23 protein-coding genes are annotated in these 25676 nt (G+C 70.9%); 12 read left to right on the top strand and 11 right to left on the bottom strand.

Features of this window, described 5'->3' with window-relative positions; all coding sequences use genetic code 11:
* The first annotated feature begins 19 nt into the window (after nt 1-19).
* On the top strand, nt 20-928 hold the full coding sequence (locus tag R4Z62_RS16980) for a Cof-type HAD-IIB family hydrolase (protein ID WP_491520222.1): 909 nt from the start codon (nt 20-22) through the stop codon (nt 926-928).
* A gap of 46 nt (nt 929-974) precedes the next feature.
* Here the strand turns inward: R4Z62_RS16980 and cydD are convergent, their stop codons facing one another.
* From cydD to R4Z62_RS16965, 3 genes are read right to left on the bottom strand one after another with little or no spacing between them, the layout of a single operon-like run.
* Nucleotides 975-4502 (bottom strand): thiol reductant ABC exporter subunit CydD, encoded by a 3528-nt coding sequence (cydD, locus tag R4Z62_RS16975; RefSeq protein WP_491520221.1) that lies wholly within the window; start codon nt 4500-4502, stop codon nt 975-977.
* Nucleotides 4503-4554: 52 nt separating this feature from the next.
* Nucleotides 4555-5559 carry a cytochrome d ubiquinol oxidase subunit II gene (cydB, locus tag R4Z62_RS16970; RefSeq protein ID WP_389596876.1) on the bottom strand — a complete coding sequence of 335 codons (1005 nt, stop codon included), beginning with the start codon at nt 5557-5559 and terminating at the stop codon, nt 4555-4557.
* Nucleotides 5560-5577: 18 nt separating this feature from the next.
* Nucleotides 5578-7086 (bottom strand): cytochrome ubiquinol oxidase subunit I, encoded by a 1509-nt coding sequence (locus R4Z62_RS16965; protein ID WP_491520220.1) that lies wholly within the window; start codon nt 7084-7086, stop codon nt 5578-5580.
* Nucleotides 7087-7289: 203 nt separating this feature from the next.
* Here R4Z62_RS16965 and R4Z62_RS16960 point away from each other — a divergent pair, with 203 nt between their 5' ends.
* Entirely contained in the window at nt 7290-7718 is a 429-nt protein-coding gene (locus tag R4Z62_RS16960) for a cyclophilin-like fold protein (RefSeq protein ID WP_491520219.1), read from the top strand.
* An 80-nt stretch (nt 7719-7798) separates the two neighbouring features.
* Here R4Z62_RS16960 and hisC read toward each other — a convergent pair whose 3' ends face one another.
* Nucleotides 7799-8878, bottom strand: coding sequence for a histidinol-phosphate transaminase (gene hisC / locus R4Z62_RS16955; protein ID WP_064534024.1), 1080 nt, complete (start codon nt 8876-8878; stop codon nt 7799-7801).
* A gap of 436 nt (nt 8879-9314) precedes the next feature.
* On the opposite strand from hisC, the gene R4Z62_RS16950 reads away from it, so the two are divergent.
* The 3 genes from R4Z62_RS16950 (at nt 9315) to R4Z62_RS16940 (ending at nt 12763) form a co-directional block, all read left to right on the top strand.
* The gene (locus R4Z62_RS16950; protein ID WP_078510031.1) at nt 9315-10427 is read left to right on the top strand and encodes a LacI family DNA-binding transcriptional regulator; all 1113 of its coding nucleotides are present in this window, start codon (nt 9315-9317) and stop codon (nt 10425-10427) included.
* A gap of 183 nt (nt 10428-10610) precedes the next feature.
* Nucleotides 10611-11714, top strand: a complete 1104-nt coding sequence (locus R4Z62_RS16945; protein WP_355477854.1) for a metallophosphoesterase — start codon at nt 10611-10613, stop codon at nt 11712-11714.
* Nucleotides 11715-11896: 182 nt separating this feature from the next.
* Nucleotides 11897-12763 carry a hypothetical protein gene (locus tag R4Z62_RS16940; protein WP_385490481.1) on the top strand — a complete coding sequence of 289 codons (867 nt, stop codon included), beginning with the start codon at nt 11897-11899 and terminating at the stop codon, nt 12761-12763.
* A 33-nt stretch (nt 12764-12796) separates the two neighbouring features.
* Here R4Z62_RS16940 and thiC read toward each other — a convergent pair whose 3' ends face one another.
* On the bottom strand, nt 12797-14587 hold the full coding sequence (gene thiC / locus R4Z62_RS16935; protein ID WP_382848906.1) for a phosphomethylpyrimidine synthase ThiC: 1791 nt from the start codon (nt 14585-14587) through the stop codon (nt 12797-12799).
* Nucleotides 14588-14828: 241 nt separating this feature from the next.
* Here thiC and R4Z62_RS16930 point away from each other — a divergent pair, with 241 nt between their 5' ends.
* Nucleotides 14829-16220, top strand: a complete 1392-nt coding sequence (locus R4Z62_RS16930) for a YibE/F family protein (protein WP_385490485.1) — start codon at nt 14829-14831, stop codon at nt 16218-16220.
* A 101-nt stretch (nt 16221-16321) separates the two neighbouring features.
* Here R4Z62_RS16930 and R4Z62_RS16925 read toward each other — a convergent pair whose 3' ends face one another.
* The 4 genes from R4Z62_RS16925 to R4Z62_RS16910 all read right to left on the bottom strand — a co-directional run bounded on the left by R4Z62_RS16925 (nt 16322) and on the right by R4Z62_RS16910 (nt 18667).
* Nucleotides 16322-16759 carry an SsgA family sporulation/cell division regulator gene (locus tag R4Z62_RS16925; RefSeq protein ID WP_064534029.1) on the bottom strand — a complete coding sequence of 146 codons (438 nt, stop codon included), beginning with the start codon at nt 16757-16759 and terminating at the stop codon, nt 16322-16324.
* A 98-nt stretch (nt 16760-16857) separates the two neighbouring features.
* On the bottom strand, nt 16858-17637 hold the full coding sequence (locus tag R4Z62_RS16920) for an IclR family transcriptional regulator (RefSeq protein ID WP_385491069.1): 780 nt from the start codon (nt 17635-17637) through the stop codon (nt 16858-16860).
* A 321-nt stretch (nt 17638-17958) separates the two neighbouring features.
* On the bottom strand, nt 17959-18171 hold the full coding sequence (locus R4Z62_RS16915; protein WP_018566258.1) for a DUF5326 family protein: 213 nt from the start codon (nt 18169-18171) through the stop codon (nt 17959-17961).
* Between the two features lie 178 nt (nt 18172-18349).
* Nucleotides 18350-18667 (bottom strand): cupin domain-containing protein, encoded by a 318-nt coding sequence (locus R4Z62_RS16910; RefSeq protein WP_018566257.1) that lies wholly within the window; start codon nt 18665-18667, stop codon nt 18350-18352.
* Between the two features lie 48 nt (nt 18668-18715).
* Between R4Z62_RS16910 and R4Z62_RS16905 the strand changes: the two genes are divergently transcribed.
* The 5 genes from R4Z62_RS16905 to R4Z62_RS16885 all read left to right on the top strand — a co-directional run bounded on the left by R4Z62_RS16905 (nt 18716) and on the right by R4Z62_RS16885 (nt 23143).
* Complete coding sequence (locus R4Z62_RS16905; protein WP_018566256.1) at nt 18716-19093, top strand: phage holin family protein; 378 nt, start codon at nt 18716-18718, stop codon at nt 19091-19093.
* A 133-nt stretch (nt 19094-19226) separates the two neighbouring features.
* Nucleotides 19227-20411: a cystathionine gamma-lyase gene (locus tag R4Z62_RS16900; RefSeq protein ID WP_385490493.1), complete on the top strand. Its 1185-nt coding sequence runs from the start codon at nt 19227-19229 to the stop codon at nt 20409-20411.
* A gap of 199 nt (nt 20412-20610) precedes the next feature.
* A complete protein-coding gene (locus tag R4Z62_RS16895; protein ID WP_064534031.1) occupies nt 20611-21516 on the top strand; it encodes a LysR family transcriptional regulator in 906 nt (301 codons plus the stop codon).
* Nucleotides 21517-21600: 84 nt separating this feature from the next.
* Nucleotides 21601-22083, top strand: a complete 483-nt coding sequence (locus R4Z62_RS16890; RefSeq protein ID WP_385490496.1) for an NUDIX domain-containing protein — start codon at nt 21601-21603, stop codon at nt 22081-22083.
* A gap of 193 nt (nt 22084-22276) precedes the next feature.
* Nucleotides 22277-23143, top strand: a complete 867-nt coding sequence (locus R4Z62_RS16885; protein WP_064534033.1) for a GNAT family N-acetyltransferase — start codon at nt 22277-22279, stop codon at nt 23141-23143.
* An 85-nt stretch (nt 23144-23228) separates the two neighbouring features.
* On the opposite strand, the gene R4Z62_RS16880 is transcribed toward R4Z62_RS16885, so the two are convergent.
* Nucleotides 23229-23651: a GlcG/HbpS family heme-binding protein gene (locus R4Z62_RS16880; RefSeq protein WP_064534034.1), complete on the bottom strand. Its 423-nt coding sequence runs from the start codon at nt 23649-23651 to the stop codon at nt 23229-23231.
* Between the two features lie 175 nt (nt 23652-23826).
* Nucleotides 23827-25035, bottom strand: coding sequence for an MFS transporter (locus R4Z62_RS16875; protein ID WP_491520218.1), 1209 nt, complete (start codon nt 25033-25035; stop codon nt 23827-23829).
* Nucleotides 25036-25177: 142 nt separating this feature from the next.
* On the opposite strand from R4Z62_RS16875, the gene R4Z62_RS16870 reads away from it, so the two are divergent.
* Nucleotides 25178-25654, top strand: coding sequence for a MarR family winged helix-turn-helix transcriptional regulator (locus tag R4Z62_RS16870; RefSeq protein WP_355482684.1), 477 nt, complete (start codon nt 25178-25180; stop codon nt 25652-25654).
* Nucleotides 25655-25676: the final 22 nt, after the last annotated feature.

The raw sequence follows: 25676 nt of genomic DNA, 5'->3' as shown, positions 1-25676 counted from the left end.
GATACGGGACAATGAGGCGGTGACCTCAGCGACGCGACAGCCCGAGCCCCCGGCCTCCTCCCAGCTCTCGACCTCGCTCGCGCGGGAAGAGGCCCCCGCCGTCCCCCCGCGGCTGATCGCAACCGATCTTGACGGAACGTTGCTGCACGACGACAAGTCGGTCTCCCCGCGCACGGTCGCCGCCCTCGCCGCCGCCGAGGAGGCCGGTATCGAGGTCTTCTTCGTCACCGGCCGCCCGGCCCGCTGGATGGATGTCGTCAGCGAGCATGTGCACGGCCACGGCCTGGCGATCTGCGGCAACGGCGCGGCCGTGGTCGACCTGCACGGCGGGCCGGGCGCCCACCGTTTCGTCAAGGTGCGGGACCTCGCCCGGGAGAACGCGCTGGAGACCGTGCGGCTGCTGCGCGACGCGGCGCCCGGCACCGCGTACGCGATCGAGCAGACATACGGTTTCCATCAGGAGCCGGACTATCCGAAGCTGCACATGGAGGCGCCGGACACCCTGGCGCCCGCCGAGGAACTGCTGGCGCCCGACGGCGCCGCCGCCCGGTACCCGATCCTGAAGATCCTCGCCTCGCACCCGACGATCGACCCCGACGCCTTCCTCACCGCGGCCCGGCTCGCGGTCGGTGACCGCGCCACCGTCACCCGCTCCAGCCCCAGCGCCCTGCTGGAGATCAGCGGACCCGGCGTCTCCAAGGCCAGCACCCTCGCCCTGTGCTGCGCCGACCGCGGCATCTCCCACGAGGAGGTCGTCGCCTTCGGCGACATGCCCAACGACATCGAGATGCTCACCTGGGCCGGCCGGTCCTACGCCATGGGCAACGCCCACCCGGACGCCGTCGCCGCCGCGACCGGGCACACCGCGGCCAACAACGACGACGGCGTCGCCCTCGTGATCGAGCGGATCCTGGCCGAGCGGCGCTGACGGCCACCGCCCGCGGTGCGCCCGGCCCGGCCGGTCCTCGGCTCTTCTAGCGCGCCGCCACCAGCGGTTCGGCGGCCGACTCCCGCTCGGCCATGCTCCGCAGCGGACCGGGCAGGGCGAGCAGTTCCGCGTACGGTCCGCGCTGGACCACTCGTCCCTCCTCCAGGACGATCACCTCGTCCACGGCGTCGAGCCCGGCCAGCCGGTGCGTGATGAGCAGCGTCGTACGGCCCTCGGTGGCACCCAGGAGATCGGCGGTGAGCGCGTCGGCGGTCGGCAGGTCCAGATGCTCGGCCGGCTCGTCGAGGACCAGGACCGGGAAGTCGGCGAGCAGGGCACGGGCCAGCGCCAGCCGCTGCCGCTGGCCACCCGAGAGCCGGGCGCCGTGCTCCCCGACGAGCGTGTCGAGACCGTCGGGCAGGCTGTCGGCCCAGTCCAGCAGCCGGGCACGGGCGAGGGCGGCCCGCAGCGCGGGCTCGTCGGCGTCCTTCCTGGCCAGCAGCAGGTTCTCCCGCACCGAGCTGTCGAAGAGGTGGGCGTCCTGGGCGCACAGGCCCACGAACCGCCGTACGGTGTCGCCGTCGAGGGAGCGGGCGTCGACCCCGCCCAGGCGGTACGTGCCCGACGCCGGGTCGAGGAACCGCAGCAGGACCTGCGCGAGGGTCGTCTTGCCGGCCCCGGAGGATCCGACCACCGCGACCCTGCGGCCCTCCTCCAGGGTGAGGTCCAGGCCGGCCAGCGCGTCCGTCTCCTGGCCGGTGTGCCGGGCCGTGAGGGACCTCACGGTGAGCGGGAAGGGCGTCGCGGGCGCCGGGTGCGCCGCCTCCGGCTCGCGGACGGGCTCGGGGGCGTCCAGGATCTCGTACACGCGCTCGGCGCTGCGCCGCACCCGCTGGCGGTGGCGGACGGCGAGCGGCATGCCGAGGACGGCCTCGAAGGCGGCCAGCGGGGTGAGCACGACGACGGCCAGGGCCACCCCGCTCAGCCGGCCCTCGGTGACCGCCTGGGCGCCGACGAGTGCCGCCCCCGCCACGGTCAGGCCCGACAGAAGAGCGGTGAGCCCGTCGCCGAGCGCGGTCGCGGTGGCGGCGCGCGAGGCGATCCGGGTCAGTACGCCGTCGGCGCGGCGGGCCTCGGCGGTCCGCGCGGGCAGCGCACCGGCGACCGTCAGCTCGGCGGTTCCGGTGAGCAGGTCGGTCACACGGGTCGCGAGGACACCGCGGGCGGGAGCGAGCCGCCGCTCGGCCCGGCGTGCCACGGCACCGGTGATCAGCGGGACGCCCGCTCCGGCCGCCAGCAGTCCCGCGGCGAGGACCGCACCGGCCTCGGGCAGCAGCCAGGCCGTGAAGGCGACGGAGGTGGCCGACACGGTCACCGCCGCACCGGCGGGCAGCAGCCAGCGCAGCCAGTAGTCCTGGAGCGCGTCCACATCGGCGACGAGCCGTGACAGCAGATCGCCCCGGCGTGCCCGGCGCAGCCCGGCGGGAGCCAGCCGCTCCAGCCGCCGGTAGACGGCCACGCGGGTCTCGGCCAGCATCCGCAGGACCGCGTCGTGCGACACCAGCCGCTCCGCGTAGCGGAAGACGGCCCGGCCGATGCCGAAGGCCCGGGTCGCCGTGACGGCCACCATCAGATAGAGCACCGGAGGGTGCTGGGACGCCCGGGAGATCAGCCAGCCGGAGGTGGCCATCAGTCCCACGGCGCTGCCGAGGGCGAGGCTGCCGAGCAGCAGGGCCAGGGCGAGGCGACCGCGGCGGCGGCCGCAGGCCGCACGGACACGGGCTAGGACGTCGCCCGCCGCCGGTGCGGGTCCGTGCTCGGCCGCCTGTTCCTCCGCTGGGGGCGCGGCCGGTCCGGCCGTCGTGTCCGTCGCCGCCGTCGCCCCCGCCCCGCTTCGCCCGGACGCCGCTGCCGGGTGCGTCCGGCCTCGCGACTCGGTGCCCTCCAGGTGCACCACCCGGTCCGCGACCTCCAGCAGCGCGGGCCGGTGCACCACGAGCAGCACCGTGCGTCCCGCGGACAGGCGCCGTACCGCTTCCACGATGCCGGCCTCGGTCTCCCCGTCCAGCGCCGCCGTCGGCTCGTCGAGCAGCAGGACGGGACGGTCGGCGAGGAAGGCGCGGGCGAGCGCGAGCCGCTGTCGCTGTCCCGCGGACAGTCCCGTGCCGTCCTCGCCCAGCACGGTCCCGGTACCGTCCGGCAGGGCGTCGACGAACGTCAGCGCGCCCGCGTCGGCCAGCGCCGTACGGACCGCGGCCTCGTCCGCGCCGGGCCGGGCGAGGCGGACGTTCTCGGCGATGGTCCCGGCGAACAGCTGGGGCCGCTGTGGCACCCAGGCGATGTGCGACCGCCACTGCTCCGGGTCGATGTCGAGCAGGTCGGTGCCCGCGACGCGTACACGGCCCGCGGTCGGCCGGAGGAATCCCAGCAGGACGTTCAGCAGCGTCGACTTGCCCGCGCCGCTCGGACCGACGAGCGCCACGGTCTCGCCCGCCTCCACCGTGAAGGACACCTCGGACACGGCGTCCGCCGAACGCCCGGGGTAGCGGACACCGACGCCCTCGAAGGCGAAGGCGCCGGCGGGAACGGCCGCCGTACCGGTCTCCGGCACCGGTGTCCCGAGGACGTCGAAGATCTCCTCGGCCGCCGCCAGCCCTTCGGCCGCCGCGTGGTACTGCGCGCCCACCTGACGCAGCGGCAGATACGCCTCGGGGGCCAGCACGAGGATGACCAGGCCGGTGTACAGGTCCATGCCGCCGCTGACGAGCCGCATCCCGATCGTGACGGCGACCAGGGCGACCGACAGCGTGGACAGCAGTTCCAGCGCGAAGGAGGACAGGAAGGCGATGCGCAGCGTGCGCAGGGTCGCCCGCCGGTATTCGTCGGTGATGCGCCTGATCGACTCGGCCTGCGCCTTGGCCCGGCCGAACACCTTCAGGGTCGGCAGGCCGGCCACCACGTCCAGGAAGTGCCCGGACAGCCTGGACAGCAGACGCCACTGCCGGTCCATACGGGACTGTGTGGCCCAGCCGATCAGCATCATGAAGACGGGGATGAGGGGCAGGGTGCCGACGATGATGGCCGCAGACACCCAGTCCTCGGTGACGACCCTGACCAGCACCGCCACCGGGACGACGACCGCGAGCCCGAGCTGCGGCAGATAGCGGGAGAAGTAGTCGTCCAGGGCGTCGATCCCGCGCGTGGCCAGCGTGACCAGCGAACCGGTCCGCTGCGCGCTCAGCCAGCCGGGGCCCAGTGCCGTGGCGCGGGCGAGCAGCCGCCCGCGCAGCTCGGACTTCACCGCCGCGCTCGCCCGGTGCGCCGCCAGCTCGGTGAGCCAGGAGACCAGCGCCCGGCCGCAGGCGACGGCCACCAGAAGCAGCAGGGGGGTGCGGAGTTCGGCGACCGGCATCCGGTGCTGGAAGGCGCCGACCACCACCTCGGCGATGAGCATGGCCTGTGCGATGACGAGCCCGGCGCCGAGCGCGCCCAGAGCGATGACAGCCATCAGGAAAAACCGGGTGGCACGGGCGTAGCGGAGGAGACGCGGATCGATCGGTTTCACGTGAAACATGCCCTTCGGCCCATCGGGGTGCGTTTCACGTGAAACGCACCCCTCACCGGACTCAGTGCGCGGCTTCGGCGATGTGCTGTGTGCCGATCCGCTTGCGGAACACCCAGTACGTCCACCCCTGGTAGAGCAGGACGATCGGCGTGGCGATCCCCGCACACCAGGTCATGATCTTCAGGGTGTAGGGGCTGGACGAGGCGTTGGTGACCGTCAGGCTCCAGTCCGCGTCGAGCGTGGACGGCATGACGTTCGGGAACAGCGACAGGAAGAGCATCGCCACGGCGGCCACGATGGTGACGCCCGACAGGGCGAAGGACCAGCCCTCGCGCCCTGCCTGGTTGGCCACCAGCGCGGCGACCAGAGCGGCGACCGCGACGACGAGCGCCACCAGGCTCCGGCCGTTGCCCGTGTCGGCCTGTGTCCACAGCAGGAAGGCCAGCGCCACCACGGCCGTCACCAGACCCACGCGCAGCGCCAGTGCGCGGGCCCGCTCCCGGATCTCACCCACGGTCTTCAGTGCCGTGAACACCGCGCCGTGGAAGGTGAAGAGCGTCAGGGTGACGGCGCCGCCGAGGAGCGCATACGGGTTGAGCAGGTCGCCGAAGCTGCCGACGTACTCAAGATTCCGGTCGATCTTGACGCCCCGGACGATGTTGCCGAAGGCCACGCCCCACAGGAACGCGGGGATCAGCGAGCACCAGAAGATCGCGTGCTCCCAGTTGCGCTGCCAATTCTCCTCGGGCCGCTTGGCGCGGTACTCGAAGGCGACACCGCGCACGATCAGACAGACCAGGATGATCAGCAGCGGCAGGTAGAAGCCGGAGAACAGCGTGGCGTACCACTCGGGGAAGGCGGCGAAGGTCGCGCCGCCCGCGGAGAGCAGCCAGACCTCGTTGCCGTCCCAGACCGGGCCGATGGTGTTGATCAGTACCCGCTTCTCGGTCCGGTCGCGGGCCAGCAGCTTGGTGAGGACACCGACTCCGAAGTCGAAGCCCTCCAGGAAGAAGTAGCCGGTCCACAGGACGGCGATGAGGACGAACCAGACGTCGTGCAGTTCCATGACGGTGCCTTCCTCGGCCTAGTAGGAGAAGGCCATCGGCTTGTCGGCGTCACGGTGGTCGCCGCCGATCTTCGTGGGCGGGTTGAGGTCGGCGTCCGTCAGCTCGGGCGGTCCGGCCTTCACGTACTTCACGAGCAGCTTCACCTCGATGACGGCGAGGATGGCGTACAGCGCCGTGAAGACGGTCATGGAGGTGAGGACCTCGCCCTGGGAGACGCCGGGGGAGACCGCGTGCCGGGTCTGCAGCACGCCGTAGACGACCCACGGCTGACGGCCCATCTCGGTGAAGATCCAGCCCCAGGAGTTGGCGATCAGCGGGAAGCCCAGGGTCCAGATGGCGACGAGCCAGTACAGCCGGCCGAGCTTGGGGCTGAGCGCCTTGTTCTTGAAGAGGACCAGATGGGGGACCTCGTCCTCACCCACCCGCAGATGCTGCGGCAGCATGAACTTCTTCCGGGTCAGCCAGAGCCCGGCCAGTCCGATGGCGAACGAGGCCATGCCGAAGCCGATCATCCAGCGGAAGGCCCAGAAGGTGACCGGGATGATGGGCCGGTAGTCGCCCGGACCGTACTTCTGCTGCTCGGCCTTGTTGGTGTCGTTGATGCCGGGCACGTAGGAGTGGAAGTCGTCGTCCGCGAGGAAGGACAGTATTCCGGGGACCGACAGCTCGACGGAGTTGTGCCCCTTGCTGACGTCGCCGTACGCGAAGACCGAGAACGGCGCGGAGTTCTGGCCGTCCCAGAGCGCCTCGGCAGCGGCCATCTTCATGGGCTGCTGCTTGAACATGACCTTGCCGAGCGTGTCGCCGCTGATCGCGGTGAGCAGACCGGCGACGACGACCGTGATCAGGCCCAGCCGCAGCGAGGTCTTCATCACGGAGACGTTCTTCTTGCGGAACAGATGGAAGGCGGCGATGCCGACCATGAAGGCGCCACCGGTCAGGAAGGACGCGGCGAGTGTGTGGAACGCCTGGGCGACCGCGGTGTTCTGGGTCAGTACGGCCCAGAAGTCGGTGAGTTCGGCGCGCCCCTTGGCCTGGTTGATCCGGTAGCCGACCGGGTGCTGCATCCACGAGTTGGCCGCGAGGATGAAGTACGCCGACAGGACCGTGCCGATCGAGACCATCCATATACAGGCCAGATGGATCTTCTTGGGGAGCTTGTCCCAGCCGAAGATCCACAGGCCGATGAAGGTGGACTCGAAGAAGAACGCGATCAGCGCCTCGAAGGCGAGGGGAGCCCCGAAGATGTCACCGACGAAGCGGGAGTAGTCCGACCAGTTCATACCGAACTGGAACTCCTGCACGATGCCGGTGACCACGCCCATGGCGATGTTGATCAGGAAGAGCTTGCCCCAGAACTTGGTCGCCCTGAGGTACTTCTCCTTCTCCGTGCGCACCCAGGCGGTCTGCAGCCCGGCCGTGAGGGCGGCCAGGGAGATCGTCAGGGGAACGAACAGGAAGTGGTAGACGGTCGTGATGCCGAACTGCCAGCGCGCCAGTGTCTCCGGCGCCAAAGCCAGGTTCACGTCGTCACTCTCCTTACGTCGCCGTGCCCTACGGCGGCGGTTTGCCCTGGTGTGACCTGCACAACAGGGCAGCAATCGGACTAGCTTGTGAACGCGTTCACATTCACAAGCAATTATGACGCACACCCGCCCGGCACCCGAAGGGGGGTCCCTTTCCGGCCAGCCCCTTGGCAGAGCCTTCAACACATTGTTGAATCCGCGGCATGCGGACACAGCCCGGACGACCGGCACAGCCCGGACAGCCCACGCCACCGACGCAGATACGGATCTCCTGGCCGGCGGGACACCTCACCGCGGCCCTCGACGACACCCCGACCACGCGGGCACTCGCCGGTGAACTCCCCCTCGTCTCCACCGCGCGCACCTGGGGCGAGGAGGTCTACTTCGACACGGGCACCCGTGTTCCACGTGAAACGGACGCCCGGCAGGTCGTCGAGCCCGGCACGGTCGCCTTCTGGACCGACGGCGACGCGCCGGCCCTCCCCTACGGGCCCACGCCCCTCTCACAGGGCACCGAATGCCGTCTCGCGAGCCCGTGCAACATCCCCGGCCGCATCGACGGCGACCCGCGCCGCCTGGCGACGGTGCGCGACGGCGACCCGGTACGTGTGGAACTCCTCACGTCGCCCTGAGGGCCGCACGGATCCCGGGAACGGCCGGAAAAGGCCACTCGGCGGGGAGCGGCGGCCCTCAAGGACCTGTCGCCCCGCTCTCAGACTTCCTTGAAGAACGCCTCGGCCGTCTTCAGGAAGATGTCGTTCGCCTCGGTCTCCGCGACGGTCACCCGCACCCCCTCGCCGGGGAACGGCCGCACGACCACGCCCGCACGCTCACAGGTCTCGGCGAAGGCCGCCGTGCGCTCCCCCAGCCGCAGCCACACGAAGTTGGCCTGCGTCTCGGGAACGGTCCAGCCCTGCGCGCGCAGCGCGTCGACCACGCGCGTGCGCTCGCACACCAGCGAGCCCACCCGGCCCAGCAGCTCGTCCTCCGCCCGCAGGGAGGCGATCGCCGCTTCCTGCGCGAGCTGGCTCACCCCGAACGGCACGGCCGTCTTGCGCAGCGCCGCCGCGACCGGCTCGTGGGCGATGGCGAACCCCACCCGCAGTCCGGCGAGGCCGTACGCCTTGGAGAAGGTGCGCAGCACGCAGACGTTGGGCCGGTCCCGGTAGAGCACGGCGCCGTCCGGCACCTCGGGGTCCCGGATGAACTCGCGGTAGGCCTCGTCCAGCACCACCAGCACATCGCCGGGCACCCGGTCGAGGAACCGTTCCAGCTCGGCCCGGCGCACCACCGTGCCGGTCGGGTTGTTGGGATTGCACACGAAGATCAGGCGGGTGCGCTCGGTGATCGCGTCCGCCATCGCGTCCAGGTCGTGCACATCGCCCGGCGTGAGCGGCACCTTCACCGAGGTCGCGCCGCTGATCTGCGTGATGATCGGATACGCCTCGAAGGACCGCCAGGCGTACATGACCTCGTCGCCGGGGCCGCTGGTGGCCTGGATCAGCTGCTGGGCCACCCCGACGGAACCGGTGCCGGTGGCCACGTGCGCGGCCGGCACGCCGAAGCGCTCGGCCAGTTCGTTGACCAGATCGGTGCAGGCCATGTCCGGGTACCGGTTGAAGGAGGAGGCCGCCGCCGTCACGGTCTCCATGACACCGGGCAGCGGCGGATAGGGGTTCTCGTTGGAGGACAGCTTGTACGCCACCGGGCCGTCGCCCGCGGCGGCCTTGCCGGGCTTGTAGGTGGGGATGCCCTCCAGCTCGGCGCGCAGCTTCGGGTTCGTCTCGCTCACCGCAGTCCTCCTCATGGCCACCACCGACATCCAATACTCCATACCTTATGAGGATTGGGCGCTGCTGCGAATGGGTCGGAAGCCATCACCTCGGACCGGTCCCGCACTCGCCGTCGACCCCGCACGGCGGCTCGTGCGACATCACGGGCGTCTTCGTACGAATATGTACGAATGAGGGGCGCATCTCACATATATCTATGCGCCGGTGGCTTGCGCCGTGGCGCGCGTCGCTCGTGCAGGTGAGTTGAGACCTCTTCGAGACCTCCAGGGCTCGACAGGCCCATGGGTGTCGTCACATCACGTCCTGGCACGAAATCGCTTAACTGGCTCACTTTCTAAGGCAGTTGGTCCTTTATGACCATGCAGAAACGTGCCTGTCAATGCGTGCATATGCGTCCGCACTACCCCACCGCATGAGCCCTACTATCGGCTCGCCATGACAGCAGCAGGGAAGCACCAGGTGAGCCGCGCGGATACCTCTCGTCGAGGCAGCCGGCCGGGTCGGGCGGGCATCAGAGACGTGGCCGCCGCCGCCGGAGTCTCCATCACAACCGTCTCCGATGCCCTCAACGGCAAGGGCCGGCTCCCGGACGCCACCCGCCGCCATGTCCGTGAGGTCGCCGACCGGCTGGGGTACCGCCCCTCGGCCGCAGCACGCACGCTCCGTACCGGGAAGTCGGGCCTCATCGGCCTGACCGTGACGACGTACGGGGATGAACCTTTCACCTTCACCGAGTTCGCGTACTTCGCCGAGATGGCGCGGGCCGCCACCTCGGCCGCGCTCGCCCGCGGCTACGCGCTCGTCATCCTCCCGGCGACCTCGCGCCACGACGTGTGGTCGAACGTCGCCCTGGACGGCACGGTCGTCATCGACCCCTCCGACCAGGACCCGGTCGTCAGCGAGCTGGTCCGGCAGGGCTTACCGGTGGTCAGCGACGGCCGCCCGGCCGGCGCCCTCCCGGTCACCGCCTGGGTCGACAACGACCACGAGGCCGCCGTCCTCGACATCCTCGACCACCTCGCCGAGGCCGGCGCCCGCCGCATCGGCCTGCTCACCGGCACCACCACCGACACGTACACCCATCTGTCGACGACCGCCTACCTGCGCTGGTGCGAGCGCGTCGGCCAGGACCCGGTCTACGAGTCCTACCCCGCCCACGATCCGTGCGCGGGCGCCGTCGCCGCCGACCGGCTGCTGGCACGCCCGGACCGGCCCGACGCCGTCTACGGGCTGTTCGACCCCAACGGCACGGACCTGCTCGCCGCCGCCCGCCGCTACGGCCTGCGTGTCCCCGACGACCTGCTGCTGGTGTGCTGCAGCGAGTCCACGGTCTACGCCAACACCGAGCCGCCGATCACCACGCTCTCCCTCAAACCGCGCCGCATCGGCACCGCGGTGGTCCAGCTCCTCATCGACGCCATCGAGGGAGTCGAGTCGGACCAGCCGGTCGAGCAGGTCATACCGACCGAGCTGATCGTGCGCACCTCCTCGCAGCGGCGCCCGCCGCGCACGACCGTCAGCCCGCCCCGGTCACCGGAGGAGCAGTAGGAGCGTCGCGCCGCGGGCCCGCCGAAGAGTGTCCAAACGGGGCGAAAGCCACGGTGAACCTGAGTCCCGTTCCGATTCACCACCCCTGGGTCATCACACGGCGCGATCCGCATTCCTATGATGGGCGCACGACACCGCGGGCCGCTGCGACCAGGCAGTCCGAAGCGGTGCAGACGCGGCGCGATGGTGGAGGGGTCGATGACTCAGGGGGCCGGTCAGGGACCCGAGGTGGAGCGGACGGCGACACTGCGCGACTTCCGCGTGCCCGCGTACATGAACGAGGCCGCTCCGTACCCCCCCGGCGCGCCTCCCGCCGAGAGCGCGCCGCCGCTCGAGGAGGACCGCCCGGCGCCCGAGGAGGGCTACCCGGACGTGTACACGCCGACCCAGCGCGACCTGCCCGTCATCCACCGCGGCGACACGGTCCAGGTGACGGTGGACCCCGTCGCCGCGCAGGCCCCGGCCGGGCCCGGACCGCTGTTCGTCGTCGGCGACGTGCACGGCTATCTCGACCAACTGGTCGCCGCGCTCCAGGAACAGGGACTTGTCGACGCCGCGGGCCAGTGGTGCGCCGGCACCGCGCGGCTGTGGTTCCTCGGCGACTTCACCGACCGCGGCCCGGACGGCATCGGCGTCATCGATCTGGTGATGCGGCTGTCCGCCGAGGCGGCGGCGGCCGGCGGCTACTGCAAGGCCCTCATGGGCAACCACGAGCTTCTGCTGCTGGGTGCCAAGCGGTTCGGCGACACCCCCGTCAACTCCGGTGCGGGCACCGCCACCTTCCAGGCGGCCTGGCTGCTCAACGGCGGCCAGAAGTCCGACATGGACCGCCTCCAGGACCACCACCTGCAGTGGATGGCCCGCCTCGACGCGATGGAGGAGGTCGACGGCTACCTCCTCGTGCACTCCGACACCACCTCCTACCTCGACTACGGCGACTCGATCGAAGCGGTCAACGACACGGTCCACGACACCCTCACGCGCAATGACGCGGACGAGTGCTGGGACCTGTTCCGCAAGTTCACCAAGCGCTTCTCCTTCCGTGACGAGGGCGGCGCCGACGCCGTGCGCTCGCTGCTCGGCACCTACGGCGGCGCCCGCATCGTGCACGGCCACAGCCCCATCCCGTATCTGCTGGGCGAAGTCGGCTCCGAGGACGGCGACGAGACCGCGGGCCCCGTCGTGGAGGGACCGCACGTCTACGCCGAGGGCCTCGCCATCGCCATGGACGGCGGCGTGACGATGGCCGGAAAACTGCTGGTCCAGCAACTTCCGCTGGACGTCTGACCGTTCCACGACGCCCCCGTCGGTGCCGGGCCGGTCCGCAGCCCGGCACGCAATTTGTGGAAACCCCCTGTCACCGCGCACCGTCGCGGCTCTACCATCGGGTTATCCGTAGCAGGCTCCCCTCCGTTTCTGCCCGACGGCTCGCTGTCATGCGAGCCCCAAGCCCTACGGAGCATCGGGGGATGCACATGAACAGCGTTCCGCAGCACCTGCTGAGCGAGGACCGCCGGGAGTACGAGCGGATCCTCGATGAGGCGCTGCGCTCCGCCCCACACCACCTGGAACCGACCGCCGTCGGACAGCGGCTCACCACCGAACAGCTGCGCACCATGGCGCTCAACGCCACCGCTCTGATCACCGCGGCCGCGGCGACCGAGTACCACCACTACGTGACGGTCCGCGAGAAGCTGCGCCGGCCGGCACCGGCCGGAGCACCGGCCGTCCGGGGCCGCGGCACCGCGGAACCGGACCCGGCCGTGACGGAGCTCGCGGCCACCGTCGGCGAGGCCGCGGAGACCGGCGGCGCGGGGGCCGCCGCGGTGGTCGCGGTCCTCGCCCCCGTCCTCGCCGGGATCGCCGCCGCCCTCTTCCTCCTCGTCGGCTACGCCCTGAAGGTGCTCGACCCGGCGCCGGCCTTCGCGCAGAGTCTGGTCACCGTCGGCTGGGTGTTCGGCGCCGTGACCGCGGCGGCCCTCCTGGCGGCCGGTGTGGCACTGCTGGCCACCGCGCTGCGCAACCGGCCCGCACCGGACGCCGGGCCGTACGGCGTCCTCGACGAGGATCTCGCACGGGCCCGGGACGCCTGGCACGACGCCCTGCTCGAACGGGGCCTCCTGCCGTTCCTGCGCGAGGCCCTCGCGGCCTCCGCGGGTGCGGCGCCGCACCGCATGGACCCCACGGCGCCCAGCGGCCGGATGCCGCACCTGGGCTACGGCCGCCCCGGCTTCAGCAGCCCGGACGACGGTGCCGCCCCGGGCTCCCGTCCGAGCTACTCCAGCCCGGACTTCTCCAGCCCGGACTTCGGGGGTCCGGAGCACCGCCCGGAGTGAGCGACCGGACCGGTGCCGGCTGTCACACCGGTCTCACTCCGCGATCGGCAGGTACACCCGGTTGCCCGCGGCGGCGAACTCCTTCGACTTCTGGGCCATGCCCTCCGCGATGTCGGCCTCGGCCCGGCCGGTGCCGTGCTCGCGGCGGATGTCCTGCGAGATCTTCATCGAGCAGAACTTCGGACCGCACATGGAGCAGAAGTGGGCGGTCTTGGCGGGTTCCGCCGGAAGGGTCTCGTCGTGGAACTCCCGGGCCGTGTCCGGGTCGAGGGCCAGATTGAACTGGTCCTCCCACCGGAACTCGAACCGGGCGTCGGAGAGCGCGTCGTCCCACTCCTGGGCTCCCGGGTGCCCCTTGGCGAGGTCGGCCGCGTGGGCGGCGATCTTGTAGGTGATGACGCCGGTCTTGACGTCGTCGCGGTTGGGCAGGCCCAGGTGTTCCTTGGGCGTGACGTAGCAGAGCATGGCCGTGCCCCACCAGGCGATCATGGCGGCGCCGATACCGGAGGTGATGTGGTCGTACGCCGGGGCGACGTCCGTCGTCAGCGGTCCGAGCGTATAGAACGGAGCTTCATCGCAGATCTCCTGCTGAAGGTCGATGTTCTCCTTGATCTTGTGCATCGGGACATGTCCCGGGCCCTCGATCATCGTCTGTACGTGGAAACGCTTGGCGATCGTGTTGAGTTCCCCGAGCGTGCGCAGCTCCGCGAACTGTGCCTCGTCGTTGGCGTCCGCGATGGATCCGGGCCTGAGGCCGTCGCCGAGCGAGTACGTGACGTCGTAGGCGGCGAGGATCTCGCAGAGTTCCTCGAAGTTCTCGTAGAGGAACGACTCCCTGTGGTGGGCGAGGCACCAGGCCGCCATGATCGAGCCACCACGCGAGACGATGCCGGTCTTGCGGTTCGCGGTCAGCGGCACATACGCGAGGCGTACGCCGGCGTGGACCGTCATGTAGTCCACGCCCTGTTCGGCCTGCTCGATGACCGTGTCCTTGTAGACCTCCCAGGTCAGCTCCTCGGCCCTGCCGTCGACCTTCTCCAGGGCCTGGTAGAGCGGCACCGTGCCGATGGGCACGGGGGAGTTGCGCAGCACCCACTCGCGCGTGGTGTGGATGTTGCGGCCGGTGGAGAGGTCCATGACGGTGTCGGCGCCCCAGCGGGTCGCCCACGTCATCTTCTCGACCTCCTCCTCGATCGACGAGGTGACCGCGGAGTTGCCGATGTTGGCGTTGACCTTCACCAGGAACCGCTTGCCGATGATCATCGGCTCGATCTCCGGGTGGTTCACGTTGGCCGGGAGCACCGCACGGCCCGCGGCGATCTCCTCGCGGACGACCTCTGGGGAGACGTTCTCCCGGAGGGCCACGAACTCCATCTCGGGGGTGATCTCCCCGCGGCGCGCATAGGCCAGCTGCGTCACCGCCTCTCCGCCGCGCCCCCGCCGCGGCTGGCGCGGCCGGCCGGGGAACACCGCGTCGAGGTTGCGCAGTCCTCCGCGCGGCGAGGTGTGCTTGACCCCGTCGTCCTCGGGACGGACGGGACGGCCCGCGTACTCCTCGGTGTCGCCGCGGGCGATGATCCAGTTCTCCCGCAGCGGCGGCAGACCGCGCCGGACGTCGGTGTCCACGAGCGGGTCGGTGTACGCGCCCGAGGTGTCGTAGAGGGTGACCGACTCCCCGTTGGTGAGGTGCACCTGACGGACCGGCACCCGCAGGTCGGGGCGGGTTCCCTCGACATACGCCTTGTGCCAGCCGATGGATTTCCCGGCCTCCTGGGACTGTTCGTCCTGGACGGAGGCAGGCGTGCGTGCGTCCTTGTTGGTCATGAGACCTACTCCCTACGCCGGCATTACCCGGTAACAGGTTCGGCGGTCGACGCAGCGGCTTCCGTCCGGCGGCATTTCCCGGGGAACGTCGTACGTTCCACGTGAAACATCGCGAAGACGGAGGTCAGCGCCCTCTCAGCCCGGTGCTCCGAGCTCCCGCGTGTGCAAAGGTGCCTCCACGCTAGCGCCATGTGTGGCGCGGTGAACAGTGGGCCCCCGGCGTTCTTGCGATGATCGGGCGGTGACCACGACGCAGCAGTTCCCCCATCCGCCGCCGGAACCACGCCCCGGTCCCGAGTCCGGGCACGGCCATGGATCCGGACACGGTCACGGGCATGCGCACAGCCACGGTCACGGCCCGGCCGCGCCGGTCTCGCAGCACCTCCGCAAGATCATCGCTGCGGTCCTGGTCCCGTTCGCCGCCGCCGTGGTGGTCGGGCTCGTCGTGCTCTGGCCCGGCGGCGCCCCCGCGCACCAGCGCACCGGCGTGGGCTTCGACCGGCAGACGCAGCAGGCAACGGTCACCCAGGTGGTGGCGGTGAGCTGCAAGGCGGTGAACACCTCCGGCGACACACCGACCGGCGACACCTCCACCGCCGAGGGCGCCTCCGCCCAGGCGCAGGCGTCCGGCACCTGCAAGAAGGCCACGATCCGCGTCGACACCGGCAAGGACAAGGGCCGTACCTTCACCGAGATCGTGCAGCCGGACCAGTCACGGCAGTTGCACCGGGGCGAGAAGGTCGTGGCCGCCTACGAGCCCGCCGCGCCGAGGGAGTTGCAGTACTCGGTCACGGATGTGAGCCGCGGCTTCCCCATGGCGCTGCTGGCCGGGATCTTCGCACTCGCCGTCGTGGTCGTCGGGCGGATGCGCGGGGTCATGGCGCTGGTCGCGCTGGCCATCAGCTTCGTGGTGCTGGACCTCTTCATCCTGCCCGCGATCCTGCAAGGGTCGAATCCGCTGGTCGTGGCCGTGGTGGGAGCCAGCGCGATCATGCTGATCGCGCTGTACATGTGCCACGGCCTGTCCGCCCGTACCTCGGTGGCCGTGCTCGGCACGCTGGTCTCGCTGGTGTTGATCGGCGTCCTGGGTTCGCTGTTCATCGGCTGGGCGTCGCTCACCGGCAACACCGATGACAACACCGGACTGATCCATGGCCTGTATCCGTCGATCGACATGAGCGGCCTGCTGCTCGCCGGGGTGATCATCGGGTCGCTCGGTGTCCTCGACGACGTGACGGTCACGCAGACGTCGGCGGTCTGGGAACTGCACGAGGCCAATCCAGCGCTGGGCTGGCGGGGGCTGTACCGCGCGGGCATCCGGATCGGGCGCGACCACATCGCGTCCGTCGTCAACACCCTGGTCCTGGCCTACGCGGGCGCGGCGCTGCCGCTGCTGCTGCTCTTCTCGATCGCGCAGAGCAGCGTGGGGACGGTGGCCACCAGCGAACTCGTCGCCGAGGAGATCGTGCGCACGCTCGTGGGCTCGATCGGCCTGGTCGCCTCGGTGCCGGTCACCACGGCGCTGGCGGCTCTCGTCGTCTCGGTCGACCGGCCGCAGCCGGTGTCCGCCCCCGCCGCGGCGGGGCTGCCCGCACCGGCTCGCGGGGGCCGGGGCAGGCGCCGCAAACGGTGATCCGCCCCGGGGCGGGAGCATGGCCCGCAGGGACGGCGAAAGGGTCACGGACCATGTGGTGAAGCGTTACTCCTCCGCACACGCTCGGTTGCGGAAACGCTTCATCCCGCGTTCTGCTCTTCCGCCAGGATGCGGTCCAGGGCTTCGTCGAGATGCGCGTCGAAGTCCTCCAGAGCGCCTTCCTGGCCCAGCGGGACCAGTTTGTCCGTGCGGTCGAGGAACGCCACCAGCGGTGCGGTGGAGGACCGGAACAGCGCCCGGTCGGCGCCGACCTGAAGGCGGATCAGCACCTCGGCCAGCTCCTCGTTGTCGGCGGGACCGATGCGCACATCGCCGTCGCCGCACGGCCTGCCCACCCCGTCGACCAGCAGTTCCCGGCCGAAGGCCCAGGTGACGGGGGCATCGCCGGGCAAATGGAAGGTCAGCCGTACGGCATAGGGATCACGGGTCTCGTACCGCAGTTCCACCGGAATGCGGAAGGAGAGCTCCTCGGACACGAGAAAGCTCATCATGACCTCTGCCTGTACGGACTCGCGCATCGCTACCCCGTCATCTGCCGTCGACTGGCCGGGAATGGTCCCCTTGATACTGGTGGCATCTTGCTGAACGTATATGGCAGATCACAAGGAGTGAGTTTTCAGATACTGATAGCGAGCGCGAGGGAGCCGACACGCCGTCCCACCTCGGCCTGGAGCTGCCGCGCCGCGGGCAGCAGGCGGTCGGCCTGGTGCGCGGGGAGCGAGAGCGCCATCGTGGCCGCCGTGGCCCCCACAGTGATCGGCACGGCCGCGCAGACCGTCCCCAGCGCGTACTCCTGGCGTTCCGTCACCGGCTGCATCCTGGGCATCCGTTCGAGCCGCCGCAGCAGGGTGTGGTCGTCACGGACGGTGTACGGCGTGATGGACCGCGCCGGATAACGGGACAGATGGTCCCGGCGGGCGTTCCCGTCCAGCTGGGACAGCAGGCACTGGCCGATCGCGTGCGCGTGCCCGGTCTCCCGGAAGTCCGCCCACTCCTGGACGGCCGGGTTCGCCGGGGTGTCGGAGACGCACACCACCTCGATCTCACCGTCCTGGTACATCGCGTAATACACCGGGACGCCGATCAGATCACGCCATTGTGCGAGCGAGTCGACGACCGTGCTGCGACGTTTCTGCGCCGCTCCGCTGCTGCTGAGCCGCTCGGCCGCGGCCCCGAGAAAGAACAGCCCGCGGTCGCGGTACAGATAGCCCTCGTGGACCAGGGTGCGCAGCAGGTGGTAGGCGGTGGGGAGGGCGAGGCCGGTCTCCCGGGCCAGCTGTTTGGCCGGGGCACCGTGCTCGTGCCCCGCGACGGTCTCCAGCAGGCGCATCGCACGCTGCACGGATCCGATGAGGGTCTGCCCCGCCGGGGCGGGCGGCCGCTGCTGCTCCGGCACACCGACGCGCGGACGCTCCACCGCGGGCGCGGAGCGCGGCTGCGCGGGAAGCCCGGTGGAACCGGACGGCGCCCGGGGGCCCGGGGGCGCGTGCGGTTCTGCGGGTGCGGTGTCAACCGTGGCCAAGGGTCACTCCCGTAGCGCGAGGGGCAGCCCGTGCGGAGGACACGGGTGGGGGAACGCTGCCCGCGGGGGCCGGCCCCCGCGTCGATTCCCGGACCCTATCCGCCTGTCACCGCTCCAGGACGGCCTGTCCGGAAAACTTCCCTCCCGCGGGGGACCCGGCGACGCCCCTCACGGGTCACCGGTGTCCCCTGAGGCTCACCAGTCGCCGCGCGACGACGAACTCGACATGAACTTCCGCACGATGTAGATCAGACCGCCGATCAGCGCCACGAAGATCAGCAGCTTGAACAGCAGACCGATCACGAAGCCGACGACCGTCGCTATCAGGCTGCCGAAGACGACCAGGGCGATGACCGGCACCGCGATCCACTTCACCCACCACGGCAGTCCCGTGAAGACTTCTCGCATTGCCCTCGTCCTTACCTCTCCGCCGGCCCAGCGCCGGGTGCTCGATGGCCCGCACCGTCCGGTGCCGGGACCTGTCGTACGTCCTGCTTCGATGCTAGGGCCGATGCGGGCCCGGACGGGGCTTCCGCATCCCTTGTCCTCCCCTGACCGTTCCCCTAGGGAACCCTGAGACGGCGCCTCACGCTTCCGGCGGAGAGAACACCACGAGGACCCGCAGATCCTCGCTGATGTGGTGGAACTTGTGGGCGACTCCGGCCGGTACGTACACCACGCTGCCGCGCGCCACCTCGGTCGTCTCCAGGCCCACCGTCAGGGAGGCGCGGCCGCTCACGACGAAGTACACCTCGTCCTGGCGGTGCGGGTTCTGCGGGTCGTGGCCGCCCGCGTCCAGCGCGTACAGGCCGACGGACATGTTCCGCTCCCGCAGGAACTGCAGGTACGCGCCGTCGTTGGCGGCCCGCTCCGCCTCCAGTTCGTCCAGCCGGAATGCCTTCATCACCCTCGCCCGTGTTCGTGGCCGATCTCGTCTGCCACGATCAGACACATGAAGAATTTCGTAGTCAAGACGATCGCCAACGCAGGCGCCCTGGCCGTCGCCGTCTGGCTGCTCGACAAGATCACACTGACCGGGGACAACACGGCCAAGGAGGTCGGCACCCTCATCGGTGTCGCGCTGGTGTTCGGGCTGGTCAACTTCCTGGTCAAACCGGTGGTGAAGGTGCTGACCTTCCCGCTGTTCATCCTGACGCTGGGCCTGATCACCCTCGTCGTCAACGCGCTGATGCTGCTGCTGACGTCCTGGGTCTGCGACAAGGTCGACCTGAGCTTCCATGTCGAGGGCTTCTGGACCGCCGTCCTCGGCGGGCTGATCATCTCGGTCGTCTCCTGGGCGCTGCACATGGTCCTGCCGGACGAGGACTGAGCGGGTGCCGGACCGCCGCGTCCCTCGCCGCGGAGGATGCGGTACCGGCCCGGCTGCGGTGTCCTGAGAGGGTGGTTACGGCGAGCCACAGTCTGCTTGCCACGGCGAGAGAGCATGTGAAGGGACGGGCGGCATGGACGATTCCGCTGCGGGCGGCGAAAACGGTGGGCACGGGGTCGCCCGTACGCCCGTCGGTGACGGCACACGCGCCGTCCGGGCCGGACTCCCCGAGCCGGTCAAGCACGAACCCACGCTCCCCGGCCCGGTGTTCGCCGCCCACTTCCATCTGCCCGGCGACCCGACCGGGCCGTACACCTACGGCCGCGACGAGAACCCGACCTGGACCCTGCTCGAACGCGCCATCGGCGAGCTGGAGGCGCCCGGCGCGCAGGGCGCGGACGGTGTCGAGACCCTGGTGTTCGCCTCCGGCATGGCGGCCGTCTCCTCGGTGCTCTTCTCCCAGCTGAGCGCGGGCGACGCGGTGGTCCTGCCCGACGACGGCTACCAGGCACTGCCCCTGGTGCGCGACCAACTGGAGGCGTACGGCATCGAGGTGCGCACCGCGCCGACCGGCGGGGACGCCCAGTTGGAGGTGCTGGACGGCGCGCGGCTGCTGTGGATCGAGTCCCCCTCGAACCCCGGGCTCGACGTGTGCGACGTCCGGCGCCTGGCCGAGGCGGCGCACGCGCGGGGCGCCCTGGTCGCCGTGGACAACACCCTCGCCACCCCGCTGGGGCAGCGGCCCCTGGACCTGGGCGCCGACTTCTCCGTGGCCAGTGGCACCAAGCAGCTCACCGGGCACGGCGACATCCTGCTGGGCTATGTCACCGGCCGGGACCGGCCGGCCATGGCCGCCGTCCGCCGCTGGCGGAAGATCGTCGGAGCCATCCCCGGCCCGATGGAGGCGTGGCTCGCACACCGCTCGATCGCGACCCTGCAACTGCGCGTCGCCCGGCAGAACACCTCCGCGCTGGCCGTCGCCGAAGCGCTGCGCGGGCGCCCCGAGGTGACGGGACTGCGTTACCCGGGGCTGCCCGACGACCCCGCCCACGCGATCGCCTCGCGGCAGATGCGGCGCTTCGGGTGCGTGGTCTCCTTCGTGCTGCCCACGCGCGCGCGGGCCGAGCGGTTCCTCGACGCGCTGCGGCTCGTGGACGACGCGACGAGCTTCGGCGGAGTGCGCTCCACCGCCGAGCGGCGCGGGCGCTGGGGCGGTGACGCGGTCCCGGAGGGCTTCATCCGGCTGTCCGTCGGCGCGGAGGACCCTGCTGACCTGGTGGCGGACGTCCTGCGGGCGCTGGACGCGTCGGCGCACTGACGGCAGGTGCGGCGGGCGGTCCGAACCTCCCCCCCCTCGTGGCTCGGACCGCCCTCGGTTCCGCGCGCGAAGAACCGCCCGAACAAGGCTAGTTGACTCTGAGTCAGTGTCCAATCACCGTAGCGACAGGGGCCTATCGACATATTTATAGTGGGGCGGCCGGGGGCTGGACGGGGGCACCGAGAGGGGAGGGCGTTCCGTGGACCTGGCGTTGCTGCGCACCTTTGTGACCGTGCACCGGGCCGGCTCGTTCACCCGGGCGGCAGCGCTGCTCGGCCTCTCCCAGCCGGCCGTCACCTCCCAGATCCGCACACTGGAGCGGCAATTGGGACGGCCCCTGTTCCTGCGCCAGGCCCGCGGCGTGACACCGACGTCCATCGGGGAGGAACTCGCCCACAAGGCCGCTCCGCATCTGGACGCGCTGGTGGAGATCGCCGAGGCGGGCCTCGACGAGGAGTCCTCCTTGCGGACGCTGCATCTGGCCGGGCCCCCGGAGTTCACCGCCGAGCGGGCACTGCCCGCACTGAGCGAGCTGACCGGGTACGAGGGCCAGGGCTTCGCACTGCGCGCCTCGTTCGGAACCGCCGAGGAAGCTCTGGAGGGGCTGTCCGCCGGTCATCACGACCTGGTCATCAGCACGGCCCAGCCGCGTGGCGCGCTGCTCACGGCGACGGCGCTGTGCGACGAGGAGCACGTCCTGGTCGCCGCTCCGCGCTGGGCCGACGGCAACGGCTCCGTCCGGCGCGCGGGCAGGAAGGCGCCCGCCCCGGAGGACGTCCCGGTGATCGAGGTCCATGAGTCGCTGCCGTTCGTCTCCCGCTACTGGGCCTCGGTGTTCGACACCCCGCCGACCGGCTCCGGCACGGTGATCGTCGCCGACCTGCGAGCGGTGCTCGCCTGCGCGGTGGCGGGCGCGGGGCTCGCGGTGCTGCCCCGCTATCTGTGCGCCGCGGCCCTGGAGCGCGGGGACGTGGTGGCACTGCACGAGCCGGCGGTGCCGCCGCTGCGGACGTACTTCCTGGTGATTCGGACCGGCACCATGGCCATGCCGCACATCGCGCGAGCTCACGACTGGCTGCTGCGCGCGGCCGCCGACTGGTGCTGAGGACGTCAGGGGGCATCGCGGCACAACAGCGGCGATGACGTCCCGCGATGTTTCACGTGGAACCAGCGGGGCCACATTTCTCCCATGACCGTCCGACCCGTGGTCAAGCGCACCGCCCGAGCCGTTCTCCTCGACGGTGACGACCTGATCCTGATCAAGCGCACCAAACCAGGTGTCGATCCCTACTGGGTCACGCCCGGCGGCGGGGTCGAACCGGACGACACCACCGTCGTCGAAGCCCTGCACCGCGAGGTCCATGAGGAGCTGGGCGCCAAGATCGTCGACGTGGTCCCCTGCTTCGTGGACACCGTGGAGCACATCGGTGCGGACGGCGGCGCGACCGGAGTGAAGGTGCAGTACTTCTTCGTGTGCCGTCTGGAGTCGATGGACCCGTCCCTGCGGCACGGACCAGAGGTGGACGAGCCCTCCGGCGAGTACGAGATCGTACGGGTGCCGTTCACCCGGGTCGGCATCGCCTCGGTCCACCTCGTCCCCTTGTCGCTGAGGCACTACCTCGACGGGAACATCGAGGGCGTTCGGGCCCTGCACACCCCGGATCTGAGCTGAGCACGAGAACCCCGGCCGTGCCGCGCGGTCACGTTTCACGTGAAACACCCCAACAGCCCCGATCCGGGCGGGACCCCATCGGCCAGCGATTCGTCCTCCACACCCGCACCCGGCCCGTGACGTGGCCAAAAGCACGTACGTCTCTCACGAAACAAGTGGACGCCGACGACATCCATCGGACAGCCTGACCTGCGTGTCGACTCCTTCCCCCGCCGCGTGGCCCATTCGCCCTCTGACGCGCCGTGACCTCACCGCCTGCGCCGACCTTTCCGAGAACCGGGGCTGGCCACGGGAGGAACACAAATGGGGCCTCCTCCTCTCCGCCGGGAAGGGGTACGGCATCGACGACCCCGACGGGGGACTGGTGGCGGCCTGCGTCGTCACCGGGTACGGGCCGCAGGACGGACCGGACCTCGCTGCCGTCGGCATGGTCCTGGTCGCCGAGCGCCATGCACGCCGCGGCATCGGCCGCCGGCTGATGCGGCACATCGTCACCGCGGCGGGCACCACACCGCTGACCCTCTACGCCACTCCGAACGGCCGTCCACTGTACGAGGAGCTCGGCTTCAAGGTCATCGGCCGCTCCGAGATGGTGCGCGGACGATTCTCACCGGAGCCCCGGCCTGAAGGCCCCGCCACCCGTCCGGCCTCCGCCGAGGACCTCGCCGCGATCCTGCGGCTGGACGAGGAGGTGTTCGGCGCCGACCGGACCCCGATCATCACCCGGCTGCCCGCGTTCGCCGACCAGTTCCGGGTGGCCGAGGAGAACGGCCGGCTCATCGGCTACGCCGCTGCCTGGCCGAACATGGACACGCACGTGGTGGGCCCGCTGATCGCCCGGGACACCGAGACCGCGAAGGCCCTCATCGCCTCTCTCGCCGCCCACACCGACCGCCCCCTGCGCACCGACATCGACGTGCGCCACGAGGAGCTGCGGGAGTGGGCCGCACAGCGCGGACTGGCCTCCGTCTCCTTCAACTCCGTCATGACGTACGGGATCCCCGAGCTGCCCGGGGACGGCGCGCGCCGGTTCGCCCCGCTGACCGTCGCGGCGGGCTGAGCGGCCTGATCCTCCGCGACGCCTCAGCGCCGGGCTCCGTCCCCGAGCGGGATGGAGTCCGGCGCTCATTCCCGTGCGGCCGGTGTCAGACGAGCCGCTCCAGCGCGGCGACGGCGAAGCCATGATCCTGTTCCGGCGCTCCGCCGCCGACCCCGATCGCTCCGACCAGGCGGCCGTCACGGTGCACGGGCACGCCGCCCGCGATGAACAGCAGCGGCCGGTCCAGTGCCGTGGGCAGCGTGTGGAAGGGGGCGCCCGGCTGCACGGCGTCGACGAGTTCGGCCGTGGCGGAGTCCAGCTGAAGGGCTGTGTACGCCTTGCGGGTGCTGGTCTCCCCGGAGATCAGGACGGCCCGGTCGTCACGGCGGAAGGCGAGCAGATGACCGCCCGCGTCCAGCACGGTGACGCTGACGGCGACACCGGCCGCCTCGGCGGCGCGATGGGCCGCGGTGACCAGGGTCTCGGCGTCCTGGATGGTCAGCGGGGCGACGGCGTGGATGGTGCTCATCTGAGGGTTCTCCTGGTGGGTGGTGCCATGGGCGGGAGTGCCGTGGGCGGGGACGGTGCAGCCCCGGGGACGCCAGGGGCGGACGGTGCCGTGAGCTGCCACGGGCCGGGTGGGAGGGCGGTGATCTGGGCGGTGCGGCGTCGGCGCCGGCTCCACGGCGCCCGGTCGTCCCGGGTCAGTGGTGGACGGGGGCCGGGCGCTCCGCCGGGGCCGACCCGGTGACGACCGTGCCGGAGGCGCTGTCCCGGCGTTCCAGCGCGGCGGAGACGACGGCGAGCACCAGGGCGCCCGCCGCGAGTGCGGCGCCGACCCAGTTGGGCGCGGTGTAGCCGAAGCCGGCGGCGATGACCAGTCCGCCGATCCACGCGGACAGGGCGTTGCCGAGGTTGAAGGCGCCGATGTTCACGGCCGAGGCCAGGGTCGGGGCGCCGTGCGCCTGGTCGAGGACGCGCTTCTGCAGCGGCGGTACGGTCGCGAAGCCGAGGGCGCCGATGAGGACGATGGTCACGGCCGCCGCGATCTTGTTGTGCGCGGTGACGGTGAAGAGCGCCAGGACCAGGGCGAGGGCGCCCAGGGAGACGTACAGCAGGGGCATCAGGGCGCGGTCGGCGAACCGGCCGCCGACGAGGTTGCCCCCGACCATGCCGAGACCGAAGAGGACGAGCAGCCAGGTGACGGAGCTGTCCGAGAAGCCGGCGACATGGGTCATCATCGGTGCGATGTAGGTGATGGCGGCGAAGACACCGCCGAAGCCGAGCACGGTCATCGCCATGGCCAGCAGCACCTGGGCGTTCTTGAAGGCGGCGAGTTCGTGGCGCAGGCGGGCGCCTTCGGGCCGGGGCAGGTCGGGGACGAGCCGCGCGATGCCGACCAGGCCGACGACGCCGAGGGCGGCGACCGCGGCGAAGGTGACGCGCCAGCCCGCGGACTGCCCGATCAGGGTCCCCAGGGGTACGCCGACGACGTTGGCGACCGTGAGACCGGTGAACATCATCGCGATGGCCCCGGCGCGCTTGCCGGGGGCGACCAGCCCCGCCGCGACCACCGAGCCGATGCCGAAGAAGGCGCCGTGGGCCAGCGAGGCGACCACCCGGCCGATCAGCATGACGGAGAAGGAGGGGGCCAGCGCCGAGAGCAGGTTCCCGGCGACGAACAGGCCCATCAGCAGCATCAGCATCCGCTTGCGGGAGATCTTGGTGCCCAGAACGGTCATCAGGGGGGCGCCGAGCATGACGCCGAGGGCGTAGCCGGTCACGAGGAGACCCGCTGTGGGGATGGAGACCCCGAAGTCGCCCGCGACCTCGGGCAGCAAGCCCATGATCACGAACTCGGTCGTGCCGATCCCGAAGGCCCCGATCGCGAGGGCCAGAAGCGCGAGAGGCATGGGGAGGAACCTTCCCAGAAGATTGCAGGAGCGCTTTACGTTCGCTGACAATAGTTGCATACGCGGGTTAATGGCAAGCGATGGCAATTGCGCCACTGCTCTATCCTGGAAACAGCCACCCAGGGATGGAGGGACAACGCCCATGACAGCGACGGATCCGGCGCTCACCGCGCTCGCCCAGGGCTGGTGCGCCCTCTCCCTGCTGCACGGCAGGATCGAGACGCACATCGAGCGCGCCCTCCAGACGGGACACGAGCTGAGCGTGCGCGAATACTCCCTGCTCGACGTGCTCAGCCGGCAGCACGACGGCGAGGGCGGCCATCTGCAGATGAAGCAGGTCGCCGACGCGGTCGTCCTGAGCCAGAGCGCCACCACCCGGCTCGTCACACGGCTGGAGGACCGTGGCCTGCTGGAGCGGTACCTGTGCCCGACCGACCGCCGCGGCATCTACACCGACGTCACCCCGGCGGGCCTCCAGCTCCTGGAGGAGGCCAGGCCGACGAACGACACCGCTCTGCGGGAGGCGCTCGACGAGGCCGCGCAGAAACCGGAACTGGCCCCGCTGGTGCGCGTCGTGGAGTCGCTGCACGCCCCCGCCCCGGCTCCGGCGCCCGCGTAGACCCTGGCGCCCCGCGTTCATC

Source organism: Streptomyces sp. PL-25, from assembly GCF_058344915.1.
This window is presented reverse-complemented; position numbering and strand designations above follow the sequence as displayed.

Excerpts from the sequence above, each read along its gene's own strand:
- cydD (WP_491520221.1), bottom strand. The coding sequence starts at position 4,502 with ATGTTTCACGTGAAACCGATCGATCCGCGTCTCCTCCGCTACGCCCGT.
- cydB (WP_389596876.1), bottom strand. The coding sequence starts at position 5,559 with ATGGAACTGCACGACGTCTGGTTCGTCCTCATCGCCGTCCTGTGGACC.
- R4Z62_RS16960 (WP_491520219.1), top strand. The coding sequence starts at position 7,290 with ATGCGGACACAGCCCGGACGACCGGCACAGCCCGGACAGCCCACGCCA.
- R4Z62_RS16950 (WP_078510031.1), top strand. The coding sequence starts at position 9,315 with ATGACAGCAGCAGGGAAGCACCAGGTGAGCCGCGCGGATACCTCTCGT.
- R4Z62_RS16945 (WP_355477854.1), top strand. The coding sequence starts at position 10,611 with ATGGTGGAGGGGTCGATGACTCAGGGGGCCGGTCAGGGACCCGAGGTG.
- R4Z62_RS16940 (WP_385490481.1), top strand. The coding sequence starts at position 11,897 with ATGCACATGAACAGCGTTCCGCAGCACCTGCTGAGCGAGGACCGCCGG.
- thiC (WP_382848906.1), bottom strand. The coding sequence starts at position 14,587 with ATGACCAACAAGGACGCACGCACGCCTGCCTCCGTCCAGGACGAACAG.
- R4Z62_RS16925 (WP_064534029.1), bottom strand. The coding sequence starts at position 16,759 with ATGCGCGAGTCCGTACAGGCAGAGGTCATGATGAGCTTTCTCGTGTCC.
- R4Z62_RS16915 (WP_018566258.1), bottom strand. The coding sequence starts at position 18,171 with ATGCGAGAAGTCTTCACGGGACTGCCGTGGTGGGTGAAGTGGATCGCG.
- R4Z62_RS16910 (WP_018566257.1), bottom strand. The coding sequence starts at position 18,667 with ATGAAGGCATTCCGGCTGGACGAACTGGAGGCGGAGCGGGCCGCCAAC.
- R4Z62_RS16905 (WP_018566256.1), top strand. The coding sequence starts at position 18,716 with ATGAAGAATTTCGTAGTCAAGACGATCGCCAACGCAGGCGCCCTGGCC.
- R4Z62_RS16900 (WP_385490493.1), top strand. The coding sequence starts at position 19,227 with ATGGACGATTCCGCTGCGGGCGGCGAAAACGGTGGGCACGGGGTCGCC.
- R4Z62_RS16890 (WP_385490496.1), top strand. The coding sequence starts at position 21,601 with ATGACCGTCCGACCCGTGGTCAAGCGCACCGCCCGAGCCGTTCTCCTC.
- R4Z62_RS16880 (WP_064534034.1), bottom strand. The coding sequence starts at position 23,651 with ATGAGCACCATCCACGCCGTCGCCCCGCTGACCATCCAGGACGCCGAG.
- R4Z62_RS16875 (WP_491520218.1), bottom strand. The coding sequence starts at position 25,035 with ATGCCTCTCGCGCTTCTGGCCCTCGCGATCGGGGCCTTCGGGATCGGC.
- R4Z62_RS16870 (WP_355482684.1), top strand. The coding sequence starts at position 25,178 with ATGACAGCGACGGATCCGGCGCTCACCGCGCTCGCCCAGGGCTGGTGC.